Raw genomic sequence first — 12,283 nt, 5'->3', positions numbered from 1 at the left:
AAAAGAGAGAAAGAGAGCATAGTGAAAATTATGTTCTCTTTCGCTTTTTATCATTATTTATTTTCTAAAATTCGTTCAACATCATGTACACTTAATTTACTTGCCTTAGCAATCGTCTCAAGTGGTATACCAAGATCATACATACTTTTAATCATTTGGATTTTTCCCTGTTGAACTCCTTCTTTTCGCCCTTGTTCTATACCTTGTTCTATACCTTGCTCTATACCTTGTTCTATACCTTTTTCTAAGCCCTTTTCCATGCCTCTTTTCATACCTTCTGTCTCTGCGTGGGCGAATTTTGCTGCTTCATCCATTAAAACTTTCTCCCTTGCGTCATAGGCTTGTCGGAAAGAGGAATCTTGACTCATACGTTCCCATTTGTTTATTGCTTTTTGTAAAATAGGGTCTTGGTTCATAGCAATATCCTCCAATAGTTTAGTTAAGTGCTCATCCTCATTTGCTGAAAGCAATAAAAGCCAACGAGCAAATGGGTCTTTCCACGGATTTACTTTTTCTTCATGCCACTGTTCTGTTAACTTTGGAATTTCTACAATGTGAATTTCTATGTCATCACTCAAGAGTTTCTGTTGTTGTGTATTCCACAATGTGCCCTTTGTATGAAATTCTTTGTGATCTAAAAACATTATGAAGTTCAATAAATTAATGGTGATGGTTTTACGAAGTGCACTGTAGGGCATACCTTTTTGTAACTGGGATGTGTATAATTTTCCCCAATAATATAAACTGCGTTTCATCATATCGTGATTATTATTAAGCTGTATTTCTACATTTACCTTTTTCCCTGTGTCTAATGTTACTGAAATATCTAGAATTGATAATTTATCATTTGCGTGTTCTCGGTGTAAATGTGGATCTTCTAATTGTAGAGAAGCAATAGGTGACTCTAAAGACTCTTGTAACATCGCGTTTAAAAAGGCAATGAGAATATCTTCACTACCATTCGTACCAAACAATTGTTTAAATGCAAAATCAATGCGTAAATTCACTAATTGTTGGTTGAACAAAGGTTGTCCTCTCCCTTATATGAAGGTGCTTCTTTTCTTAATTGTATCTAAAAATAACTAGAGGATGCAAATAGACCATTCTGCTATTTTTAAGTAGGATTATTATAATGTCAGAGGTAAGTATAGCTATGTTATACTCTAGTAAATTTGAAAAGTTTATATAGAGGTGAAGATGCTACAGATGCAAAAAGATATTTTGAAACTATTAGATAAAAAGCAAAGTAACTATGAATTTCCTGCCTTTGATAATGAATATATGGATATTTCACAAGTGAAATTCTCTCTTTTCTTTAAAGATAATAAAGATTGGTTAATGGTATTTCAGGTTGTCGGTGTAGGATCATTAGGTGTATGTAATGATATTCAAGTATACGGTGATAGAATAAATCATTCAATTGGTGATGATGGTATTTTACAATTAAATGATGGAGAGTATGAGTTGTTTGATGATGAAGGTGAATTTATGCCAAATATTTATAATGACAGTGTGAAAATTCGTGATCATCATTTTGAGTATGAATTTACAGAAGAGGATTATGTGAATAATGGAATAGAAGTAAAAACGACAGATTCTTATCCAACATACTTCATGCGTATGCTTGCTACTAATAATGAAGCACGAAATTTATTGTGGTGGAGTAAAGAAGAGATTTTAGAAGAGTTTGATTTAGAAGGCGACTGGGAAGTAGCGTATGAAACGGAAGAATGGAAACATGTTGAAGATGAAAAAGTAAGTGAAAATGAATTCTTCCAATCAGTAGCCGCTGCAATAGAGAAGAAAGATCCAAGTATTATTGTGAAGAAGGATGCTAATACGCACTGGAAAAATTGGGTGGAGTTTGATTACGAAAATTCATATTGAAATATCTTTGTAATAAAAAAGACGCGCTAAAATGTTAAAACTTTAGCTCGTCTTTTTGTATTACACAACCGCAGGATTATAAATCATCGTAAAGTGCCCTTGTAACAATTCAATATGACAAGGTGTATGAAGCGAACTTTCTCCATCTGTATCTACTTCTTTTTCTTCTTCTGTTTCGATATGAATGGATTTCGCTTTTACGTGGAAGATGTCATTTTCGTTTGAGTCTTCAAATAGTTTCTTTCCGATGTAATCTTTAAATGCTTGAATACCTGTTGATTTGACTACGAAAATATCAAGTGTTCCGTCGTCGCATTTTACGTTCGGAATAAAGGACGGGATGCCGCCAAGATATTCACCGTTTCCAACCATAACAAGGACAGCTTCATCTTCATATACTTGTCCGTCATAAGTGATTTTAACTGGGAATGTTTCAGCATTTTTGACAGTTCGAATTGTGCTTAAGTAGTAACCAATTTTACCAAGCTTTGCTTTCTCCTCTGCATCAATATTGTTTGATACTTCAGATACGAGTCCAATGCCCCAGAAGTTTAGGAAATGTTGTCCGTTTGCTTTTGCAACGTCAACTGGTTTTACGTGTTCCTTAGTGATAAGTTTTGCTGCTTCTGCAATGTTTTGCGGAACGCCGAGTGTGCGAGAGAAGTCATTGCAAGTTCCGCCTGGAATGATTGCAAGTGTAGGTCTAGTTTCAAGAGGTGCTAAGCCGTTTGTGCATTCAAATACAGTGCCGTCACCACCAAAGACGATAATTAAATCTACTTTACTAGCAAACTCTTGGCAATATTTCGTTGCATCACCTTGCTTTTTCGTGTGAAGGATATGTAAGTCAGGAAAAGCTGCGGCAAGAGGTGGTACGATTTTCGTTAAATTTGTATGTAAGTCGCCTTGTCCAGCTTTTGGATTTACGATGAGGAGTACTTTTTCAAATTTTGTCTTTGTCATTTTCATCTCTCCCTGTTTTTTTGTAATGGAAAGAAGGAGCTGTTCCGATGTATTTCAGAACAGCTTCTTCCTATTAATAGGGTGCTAAGATTGTCGGTTATTGTCGGTAAGTCGATATATTGAAAAAAATCACCGATATAATTTGAGTTGCAGTCGATATATTTGAAAAATCGCCGATATAATTTAAGATACGGTCGATATATTTTGAAAATCGCCGATATAAATTTCATGTACTATCGATTTTTTAAGTTATATGATTATTCCGTTACAACCGAAGCAATAAATGGTAAGTTACGATATTTTTCTGCGCAGTCGATGCCGTAGCCAACGATAAATTCGTCTGGAATTTGGAAGCCAACATATTCAGCTTTTAAGTCCACTTTACGACGCTCAGGTTTATCAAGTAGCGTACAGAATTTTAAAGCTTTTGGTTTATGCATAAAGAAGTGGTCTTTTAAGAAGTGAAGTGTTAAGCCAGAATCGATAATGTCTTCTACGACAATTACGTTTTTGCCAGTAATGTTTACATCGATATCTTTTAATAGTTTTACTTTGCCAGTTGTTTCTGTTTGATTTCCGTAGCTAGATGCAGAAATAAAGTCGATTGTTACATCGTTTTTAATGTGACGAATTAAATCAGCAGCAAATACGAAAGATCCTTTTAATACAGCGATTACTACAATTTCTTCTCCTTCAAAATCACGTTCGATTTGAAGTGCTAGTTCTTTTACTTTTTCTTGTAATTGTTCTTCAGAAATTAAAGTGTCTTTTATTTCAATATTCATTGGAGTCCTCCTACAGTGTAAAACTTGTGAACATTTCGACTGTAAAGGATAGAAAGGAAAAAGTCAAAGGAGATAGTAATTTTTTACAAAATACCGACAAAATCATCTGATGATATGATATACTAATTATATTAAGAAAACGCTTCCATAAAGGGTGATGATAATGAAGAAGAAACAGTACACAACTGTAACATTTATAAAAGCATTACTATTAACAATTGTTCTTGGATTGTTGGCTTATATAATTGATGTACCAGCGATTCGGATTTCACTAATTGGAATGACTTTAGTATTAGGCGCAATTTCTCATGGTATGATGTCGCAGCTACAAGAAGCTGGACTTGATGATATGAAAGATCATATAGATAAGAAATAAGAGACCTTCACATAGGCATAGTGAAGGTTTTTTTGTTTCTTACAAAAATGTAAGGTAGTTGTAAGGGAAATCGATAGTTGCATAGTAGTGTTTTGGATAAACTATGGGTGTAAGGTAAAAGGCAAGCATATTTTAGGTAAATTAAGTTTTAGGCACTCTATATGTGAAAAAGGAGTAGGAGGGCATGGAGAAACGTTGGACGACCTTTTCTTTTTTAGCAACTAGCAACACCGTAATGCTAGCTGGCGAGATGGATTTTTTGCACTTGTTTGATCGAGAAGACGATCATTCTTCTTCTAAATTTACAATGAAATGGAATAAATGGAGCGAAAGTTGTAGGTTGGAAGAAGAGGCCCCTAACGAAGCGCAAAAAATTATTTTGACAAACCCTATTAAAGCGTGGGTTGTTCAACGTCGTAAGTGTAACGTCAAAAATCACTTAAAGAAAACTGAGCCGAGACAATTAGTTATCGCTCCGGCCCATTCTACTTCTAAATCACGCGAAAGTAACATGTAAATAATTGAGACACACACCCGAAAAAACATCGTATATATTGCGATGTTTTTTTATTTTTTACAATGAAATCTTTAAATGAAATATATTTTATCTGCATCTTATATTTATATCTCTTGTTTATTCTAGTGATACATCCGATGCGAAGTGATGTAAAACGTATAAAAGGAGAGAAATACAATGAAAAAGAAACTATTACCAATCTGTGCAATGGCACTTTTAGCAGTAGGATATTCTTCAGTAGCAAGTGCCGATACTGGAACAGTAACAAAGGAAGATGCAGCGCAAGTACAACAAGATAAGGCTAAAAAAGAAGAAGCGATTAAGATACAGCAAAAAGGTGAGGAAGAGAAAAAGAGAATAGCACAAGAACAGCAAAAAGGCGAAGAGGAGAAAAAGAGAATAGCACAAGAACAGTTGAAAAATGATAAAGCAAAAAAAGAGGCAGCACAAGTGCAACAAAAAAATACTGCAACTAAAAAAGAAGTAGCAAAGCCAGTTGTACAAGGTGAAAAATTACCAAACACAGCTTCTAATAATGTAGCAATGATGGCACTAAGCGCATGCTTTGTAGGGGTAGGGACATTATTTGGTTTGAAACGTCGCAATAAAGTTAAGGCGTAATTACAATATTGCCCTATAAAGAATGGGATAATTTCATATATTAAAAATGGTAGGTTATTCCTACCATTTTTGGCATGGAGGAATGAAGAATGAAGTTACTCAATTATATCGGTATCATATTGATGGCTATAGGACTATTTATGGGATCATATTATGCTGTGGAATGGTATAAAGGAAAAAGCTCTGCCGGGCAACTAACGAAGGAAGAAATAAAGAGCCTTAACAATATACAACATAATCAACTTTCACATGAAACCCCCGTAACTTCTCAAGTCCCTTCTTCTCAAACAGAGCATAAAGAAGGAGAAAAGGTAGCGATGTTACATATACCGAAAATAAAGAAGAAGTTTTCTGTATATTGGGGAGCGGATGATGCAACGCTGAAAAAAGGGGTTGGAATGTTCGTTAGTGATGTAACGACAACGCCATCTGGAGGGGGCCATACTGTACTAAGTGGGCACCGGGATACGGTCTTTACAGATTTAGGAGAGTTAAAAGAAAAAGATACTCTTGTTTTAGAGTATGATAATAAAACGTACACATATGAAATTCAAAAGAAGTGGATTACCCATGCGGATGATCGTACTGTTATTATAAAAAAAGAAGAACCGATACTAACACTCACGACTTGCTATCCATTTAATTATATAGGGGATGCACCGGATAGATATATTATCGAGGCGAAGTTAACTGCTAGTTATTCAAAGTGAAATTGTAGTTTCTGAAAGCGAGAGGGGGATATAAGTTATGGCAAAAAACATTTTAATTGTAGAAGATGAAGATATTTTGCGTGAAATATTAAAAGATTATTTTTTAAGTGAGCAATATGTAGTGTTTGAAGCAAGGGATGGGAAAGAAGCTTTAGTTGTATTTGAGGAAGAAGAGGTTGATTTAGTTATTCTTGATATTATGTTGCCGGAACTTGATGGGTGGTCCGTTTGCCGAAGAATCCGTAAAACATCCGAGGTTCCTATCATTATGCTGACGGCACGTGTTGATGAAGATGATACGTTACTTGGCTTTGAACTTGGAGCAGATGACTATGTGACGAAGCCGTATAGTCCGCCAATTTTATTAGCAAGAGCGAAAAGGTTATTAGAAAGTAGAAAAATAACAAAACAACTTTTAGAGAATGAAGATGATACATTATCAATTCATGGTATTCATGTCCATTTTCCATCGCGTACTGTTACGGTAGATAAAACAGACATTAATTTAACTCATACAGAATTTGAAATATTAGCGTACTTGATGAAAAATCAGGGGATTGTTTTAACACGAGAGCAACTCATTTCAAAAATTTGGGGATATGAATTTGCTGGTGACGATCGAACGGTTAATAGTCATATTCGTAATTTGCGAAATAAATTAGGAGAGAAAGCAAAGTACATTACAACTGTAGTACGAACAGGTTATAAATTTGAGGGGAATGTATGAGAAAAGGGATTGTACTAAAATTATTTACCCTCACAACAGCATTATGTATGTTAATTTTAGCGACGATTTTTATTGGACAAACGATATTTTTTAAACAATATTACGCGAATCGAAAAGTAGAAGACATTAAAGTGAATTTAAATTCCTTCGAAAAGAATTATTTGAACTATGCAGGAAGTGCAGAAGGAATTCAGAAGCTAGAGCAAGACTTTTTAAGAGAAAATAATACGTGGATTACGACATTAGATCAAAATGGGAATTTAAAACATGCGGATGATTTTTATTTTGAGGTAACGATAGATCGTAGGCAACAAAAGAGCTTTGGACAACAAATATTCAAAATTCCCTTATACAATCTCGTCAATATAGAAGAGATTGATAATAAATCATCAGATCCATTTTTAGGACAAGAAATTTATTTTTCTGGAGTGAAAAAAGAAGAAAGTTTTATTCCATTCTCTTTTTCGCTAGGTAAGCAAAATTTGAATGGATTTAATAAACCGTTAGAAAAAGCATTTAAAGAAAAAATGAGTAAATTAGATCAGGAGAAAAAGAAAGCAGCTGGGGAACAAGATGGTAAGGAAAAGAAGCCGGTCGTTCAGGAGCCAGCTGCCCAAGAATCAGATGTTTACATAAGAGGGCGTGTTACGAAAGTCCAATTTCCCGATGTAAAAGGTCTTGTAAATCCAATTTATAAAAATAGTATATTCTTAGATAACATAAAAGAATTTCAAACGGATTTATTATTAAAAGAGAGCAAGCCCATACAATCTACTATACAAACAATGGACTATGAAAAAAATGATATTAAATATAAATTATTAATCAAACCAATAAAAGAAAAAGATGGATCCGTCACATATATATATGCGATGGCTTCTTTACAGCCTGTAGATGAAGCTGTACAAATGGTGCAAGATTACTACATTTACATCATTGCATTTGTAGTTGTTCTTATTTTTCTAGCTTCATTCTATTACTCTAAGCAAATCGCAAAGCCGTTATTAAAAATAAATGATACAACGAAGAAAATAGCGCATTTAGATTTCACAGAACAAATACCAATTACTTCAAAAGATGAAATTGGTGATTTATCGAAAAATATTAATGTGCTATCGAATAAACTCAATTCACATATTGGACAGCTAGAACAAGATATTGAAAAGGAAAGAAAGTTAGAAAAGACGCGGAAAGAATTCATTTCTGGTGTTTCGCATGAACTAAAAACACCGCTGAGTATTATGAAAAGCTGTATTTCTATTTTAAAAGATGGAGTAGCTGAGCATAAAAAAGAGTACTATTTTCAAGCGATGGAACGGGAAGTAGACAAAATGGATACTTTAATTTTGGATATGCTGGAGTTAGCTAAGTTTGAGTCAGGCACATATAAAATGAAAAAGGATTCATTTTATATTGATACAGTAATTGAAGATATATGTGAACACCTTTCTGTAGAAATAGAGAAAAAAGAACTTCGTGTTCATAAACATATAGGTCCATTTGAAGTAGTCGCAAATCAAGGCCGGATTGAACAAGTCATCGTAAATTTCATTACGAATGCGATACGTTATACACCAAATAAAGAAGATATTATTATTTCTACAATAGATGAGAAGGATCGTATAAAAGTATGTATTGAAAATAAAGGTACTCACATAGAAGAAGAACAATTAGATAAAATTTGGGATCGTTTTTATCGCGTGGATGCAGCTCGTCAGCGTTCGCAAGGTGGAACAGGTCTTGGGCTTGCCATTTCAAAGAATATTTTAGAACTGCATGATGCTGAATATGGAGTAAAGAATACAGAAGATGGTGTGTTATTTTATTTTTATTTACAGAAAAAAGCGTAGACAATATAATCTACGCTTTTTTAATTTATTTTCATATTATCTTTACTTAATCTTTATTTTTAAACGATATAATCTGGTTAGAAAATGAGGTTATGTAAGGAGTAGATTAGCCGTGAATAGCAATTTACTAGGTATGGTAGTATTTATTTTTCTTTGCGCATTTATTGTATTTTTAATTGATATTACGATATGAAAAAAAGAGCGCTTATTAAGCGCCCTTTTTGTTTGCATTTATTTGATAAGCATTGATGCTCTTGAATAAGCGTGGTGAAGTAAGGAATAAAAATATAAGTAAAACGGTACATAGAATATAGGAACCAATCATTGTACTACCATTTACGATTAATGAATAAAGCACAGCTGATTGACCTTTTGGCGCATATTGTCCCCAGAAAATGATACCGGCAATAAAGTGACAGAAGTAGCGGGCAAAGCTACCGATAAATGTAGCAAGGATAATATAAGCAAGAACTTTCTTTCCTTCATTTTGTTTTGATGAAGGTTTGTCTTTACGGCTACCTAAACTGGATTGTTCTAAGTTATTTTCATTAGAAGTTAAAAGTGCTTTTTGAATTGGACGATAGAATAAGCCAGCAAATCCGATAAAAGCAAAGGCAATGAAGTACTCAATGAATGCTTGAACAGGTGTTAAAATGTAAGCATCTCCCACGACAATTTGTAATAGTCCCCAAACTAAACCACCTAAGAAAGCTGATTTAAAGCCCCAGCGATAAGCGATAATAAAAATAGGAATCATAGCAAATGAAATGGAACCGCCTGTTGGAAGTTTGATTGATAATGGTAAAATGTCGATGACCATGGCGAAGGCTGCAAGAATAGCAGATTCGATCATCGCTTGTAAATTGGTGTTACGCATGTTGTCTCCCCCTAAATCCAAGTTGTACAAAAAAGAATAGATATCATAGGAGGATACGAAATACGTAAATAAAAAGAGGTATGTATTTCGGACGTTTGCACAATCCCTGCGTTAGCATTAACTAACAGGTTCGAAGGGTCGGAACGAAGTGTTCCCTCTCAGCGGCATGGCTCCCCCTGTGATAACGAGATTCTTTATTTGCTACTGTTTATTGTAAGCGAAATGGATGAGAATGGCAAACGAATACAGTATGACAATAATTGAAATAGAATTGTAGCGAAATGTTAATAAATATGAAGCAAAAGGGTATAGTACAAGAGAAATAGAGTGTGCTATAATTTTTTTGAAAATAATTATCATTCTCTTCTGAGGGGGAAGGTTATGAGCTTAGTAGATATTAAAATTGGTGAGAAAGTGTTAGTAAAAAGCGTTCAGTCGTTAGATCAATTATTAAAGAGAAGACTGGCTGCTTTTGGTCTTTCTGAAGGAAGCGAACTTCGTATGAAGCAGAAAGCGATGTTCAAAGGTCCTTGTACATTGGAGTGTCGTGGACAGTTAATTAGCATTCGTCATTGTGACGCGAAAATGATAAAGGTGGAATTAGCGTGAATAAGGTAGCTTTGCTAGGGAATCCGAATACAGGAAAGACATCATTATTTAATGCGCTTACTGGTTCTTATGAATACGTAGGAAACTGGAGCGGTGTAACAGTAGAAAAGAAGGTTGGTAAATTAAAAGATAAGCAAGGAACATTAATTGATTTACCAGGTGTGTATGATTTAAATCCAGTTTCGCGTGATGAAGGTGTTGTAACAAACTTTCTATTAACAGAAGAATTTCAGCATATGTTAAATATTGTGGATTCTTCGCAGTTCGAACGAAATATGCATTTAACGTTGCAATTACTTGAATTTGGTAAGCCGGTCTCAATTGGTTTAAATATGATTGATGTGGCGAAGCAAAGAGGAATTGTCATTGATGTAAAACGATTATCAGAACTATTAGGTGTAACAGTCGTTCCTGTCGTTGCAAGAAGTGGAAAAGGCTGTGAAGAATTACTTGCGACTCTTAAAGAAAATGATAAAAACGAGAAAAAGCCATTCATTATTTCATATGGTGTACGAATGGATGAAGGAATTGGAGAAGTAATTTCTCTTTTAGAGAAAGCGAATTATGAGCATCCGAGATGGTTAGCTCTTCAATTTTTAAGTAATAACGAAGTAGTAGAAAAAGAAATGAAAGCATTACCAATCTATAAGGAACTCATAGCCATTCGATCTCGCTTAGAAGAAAAACTTGATTGTACGTTGGAAGAGCACATTTACAAAACTCGTGAAGCGTATATTGAAAAGTTAAAAACAAATGTTATGAAGCATGAGAAAGAAGGAGAAATTCCTTTTTCAGAAAAAATTGATAGATTAATTACACATAAAATTTTAGGACTTCCAATCTTTTTAGCAGTTATGTTTTTTATTTTTCAGGTTACGTTTACGTGGATTGGGACACCGTTATCTGATATGTTAGATGAGTTTTTTGCTGGACAGCTTACGGATTGGGTGATAGCTGGGCTTACAAGTGTTGGAGCTTCTGATTTTATTCAAGCACTCGTTACGGAAGGTATTATTGCTGGTGTTGGTGCCGTATTAGTATTCGTTCCACAAATCTTTGCACTATTCTTTTTCATTTCATTATTAGAAGACTCAGGATATATGGCGCGAATTGCAGTTGTTATGGATAGAATTATGGAGTTCTTCGGTTTAAACGGAAAAGCGTTTATTCCGATGATTATCGGTTTTGGATGTAATGTTCCAGGTATTATGGCAGCGAGAACGATTGAACAAGAAAAAGAACGTTTACTTACAGTTCTTGTAACGCCATTTATGTCTTGTTCGGCACGTTTACCTGTATATGCGTTATTTGCGGGAGTATTCTTCCCTCATAGTCAGGCAACTGTTGTGTTCTCCCTATATGTTGCAGGGATTGTCCTTGCGTTATTAGTTACAAAAATTATGTCTCTTACCATTTTAAAAGCGGAAAAATCTATTTTCGTTATTGAACTACCGCCTTACCGCGTGCCGCAAGCGAAAACGTTATGGCTAAGTACGTGGGAGAAAGGGAAAGGATTTGTTCGTAAAGCAGGTACATTTATCTTTGGTGGTTCTGTTGTCATTTGGCTATTAAATTATGCAGGGCCATCAGGATTTGGTGTTGATATGGGAGACAGTTTCTTAGCAATGATTGGTGGATTTATCGCACCACTATTTGCGCCGCTTGGCTTTGGAACGTGGCAAGCTGCAGCTTCCCTTTTAACAGGATTTTTAGCGAAGGAAGTGGTCGTTTCTACAATGGCCATTATTTATGCGGTGAAAGAAGATGTGCTTGGAAATGTAATGGGAGCACATTATACAGCATTATCAGCTTATGCATTTATGTTCTTTATTTTATTATATGTTCCGTGTTTAGCGACGGTAGCTGTTATTAAACGTGAAACAGGATCAGCGAAATGGACGATTTTCTCAGTCGTGTATCCACTCGTAGTTGCTTATGTATTAACGCTCATTATATACCAAGTTGGATCCCTACTCGGATTCTAGAAGGAGATGTATTGTGATGATGGTCAATATTATAATTGGAGCTATCATTTTTGGTTATGCAGCATACACGTTAGTTAATTTTGTAAAGAGAAGTAAAAAAGGAAAATGCGCGGCATGTTCTTTAAATAAGTCATGTCAGTCGAATACTTGTAGTCCGGATATGGAGCAAATTGCTCATAAATAGAAAAAAGCTTTTCGAATTTGAATTGAACCCAAAAAGTTAGGCAAATATATTAAGCAGCTAGCTACTAAGGATTGAACTCTGTATTGCACAGGGGGCAATCCTTTTAGTTTTGCTTTAATTCTTTTGTGATTGTAGTAATAAATATAAGTTTCTAGTTCTTGCTTAAATTGTTCCATTTACTGCTTGTATTTT

The 12,283-nt window shown here is 34.7% G+C and carries 14 protein-coding genes, 1 pseudogene and 1 riboswitch; of the genes and pseudogenes, 10 read left to right on the top strand and 5 right to left on the bottom strand.

Annotation, left to right across the window (positions count from 1 at the left end):
* Positions 1-53: 53 nt before the first annotated feature.
* Complete coding sequence (locus PDQ40_RS21700; protein WP_270691631.1) at positions 54-1,025, bottom strand: Rpn family recombination-promoting nuclease/putative transposase; 972 nt, start codon at positions 1,023-1,025, stop codon at positions 54-56.
* Positions 1,026-1,206: 181 nt separating this feature from the next.
* Here PDQ40_RS21700 and PDQ40_RS21695 point away from each other — a divergent pair, with 181 nt between their 5' ends.
* On the top strand, positions 1,207-1,887 hold the full coding sequence (locus PDQ40_RS21695; RefSeq protein WP_033688618.1) for a DUF7003 family protein: 681 nt from the start codon (positions 1,207-1,209) through the stop codon (positions 1,885-1,887).
* Positions 1,888-1,947: 60 nt separating this feature from the next.
* On the opposite strand, the gene PDQ40_RS21690 is transcribed toward PDQ40_RS21695, so the two are convergent.
* Both PDQ40_RS21690 and hpt read right to left on the bottom strand, forming a co-directional pair.
* Positions 1,948-2,850: a diacylglycerol/lipid kinase family protein gene (locus PDQ40_RS21690; RefSeq protein WP_000167905.1), complete on the bottom strand. Its 903-nt coding sequence runs from the start codon at positions 2,848-2,850 to the stop codon at positions 1,948-1,950.
* A 257-nt stretch (positions 2,851-3,107) separates the two neighbouring features.
* On the bottom strand, positions 3,108-3,635 hold the full coding sequence (gene hpt, locus PDQ40_RS21685) for a hypoxanthine phosphoribosyltransferase (RefSeq protein ID WP_001019304.1): 528 nt from the start codon (positions 3,633-3,635) through the stop codon (positions 3,108-3,110).
* A 160-nt stretch (positions 3,636-3,795) separates the two neighbouring features.
* On the opposite strand from hpt, the gene PDQ40_RS21680 reads away from it, so the two are divergent.
* The 6 genes from PDQ40_RS21680 (at position 3,796) to PDQ40_RS21655 (ending at position 8,436) form a co-directional block, all read left to right on the top strand.
* Complete coding sequence (locus PDQ40_RS21680; protein WP_002156638.1) at positions 3,796-4,011, top strand: hypothetical protein; 216 nt, start codon at positions 3,796-3,798, stop codon at positions 4,009-4,011.
* A gap of 184 nt (positions 4,012-4,195) precedes the next feature.
* Positions 4,196-4,528 carry a hypothetical protein gene (locus PDQ40_RS21675; protein WP_076855897.1) on the top strand — a complete coding sequence of 111 codons (333 nt, stop codon included), beginning with the start codon at positions 4,196-4,198 and terminating at the stop codon, positions 4,526-4,528.
* Between the two features lie 177 nt (positions 4,529-4,705).
* Entirely contained in the window at positions 4,706-5,149 is a 444-nt protein-coding gene (locus tag PDQ40_RS21670; RefSeq protein ID WP_000728008.1) for an LPXTG cell wall anchor domain-containing protein, read from the top strand.
* A gap of 89 nt (positions 5,150-5,238) precedes the next feature.
* A complete protein-coding gene (locus PDQ40_RS21665; protein ID WP_098487226.1) occupies positions 5,239-5,859 on the top strand; it encodes a class D sortase in 621 nt (206 codons plus the stop codon).
* A 37-nt stretch (positions 5,860-5,896) separates the two neighbouring features.
* A complete protein-coding gene (locus tag PDQ40_RS21660; protein ID WP_001097095.1) occupies positions 5,897-6,586 on the top strand; it encodes a response regulator transcription factor in 690 nt (229 codons plus the stop codon).
* Positions 6,583-8,436 carry a sensor histidine kinase gene (locus PDQ40_RS21655; RefSeq protein ID WP_270691630.1) on the top strand — a complete coding sequence of 618 codons (1,854 nt, stop codon included), beginning with the start codon at positions 6,583-6,585 and terminating at the stop codon, positions 8,434-8,436. The genes PDQ40_RS21660 and PDQ40_RS21655 overlap by 4 nt, the downstream gene beginning before the upstream one ends.
* Before the next feature lie 208 nt (positions 8,437-8,644).
* On the opposite strand, the gene thiT is transcribed toward PDQ40_RS21655, so the two are convergent.
* On the bottom strand, positions 8,645-9,313 hold the full coding sequence (thiT, locus tag PDQ40_RS21650) for an energy-coupled thiamine transporter ThiT (RefSeq protein WP_001246599.1): 669 nt from the start codon (positions 9,311-9,313) through the stop codon (positions 8,645-8,647).
* A gap of 85 nt (positions 9,314-9,398) precedes the next feature.
* A riboswitch (TPP riboswitch) is annotated at positions 9,399-9,500 on the bottom strand.
* Positions 9,501-9,694: 194 nt separating this feature from the next.
* On the opposite strand from thiT, the gene PDQ40_RS21645 reads away from it, so the two are divergent.
* From PDQ40_RS21645 to PDQ40_RS21635, 3 genes are read left to right on the top strand one after another with little or no spacing between them, the layout of a single operon-like run.
* Complete coding sequence (locus PDQ40_RS21645; protein ID WP_000060519.1) at positions 9,695-9,922, top strand: FeoA family protein; 228 nt, start codon at positions 9,695-9,697, stop codon at positions 9,920-9,922.
* Positions 9,919-11,907, top strand: a complete 1,989-nt coding sequence (feoB, locus tag PDQ40_RS21640; protein ID WP_001044825.1) for a ferrous iron transport protein B — start codon at positions 9,919-9,921, stop codon at positions 11,905-11,907. Before PDQ40_RS21645 ends, feoB begins: the two co-directional genes overlap by 4 nt.
* Before the next feature lie 16 nt (positions 11,908-11,923).
* Positions 11,924-12,091, top strand: coding sequence for a FeoB-associated Cys-rich membrane protein (locus PDQ40_RS21635; protein ID WP_000989595.1), 168 nt, complete (start codon positions 11,924-11,926; stop codon positions 12,089-12,091).
* A 56-nt stretch (positions 12,092-12,147) separates the two neighbouring features.
* On the opposite strand, the pseudogene PDQ40_RS21630 reads toward PDQ40_RS21635, so the two are convergent.
* A pseudogene (locus PDQ40_RS21630) lies at positions 12,148-12,267 on the bottom strand (IS3 family transposase); the annotation flags it as partial.
* Positions 12,268-12,283 lie beyond the last annotated feature (16 nt).

This window comes from Bacillus cereus group sp. Bc061 (genome assembly GCF_027715825.1).
In the GTDB taxonomy this organism is placed as follows: Bacteria; Bacillota; Bacilli; order Bacillales; family Bacillaceae_G; genus Bacillus_A; species Bacillus_A paranthracis.
Note: the sequence above shows the minus strand (reverse complement) of the source record. Positions and strands in the feature narration are given on the sequence as shown.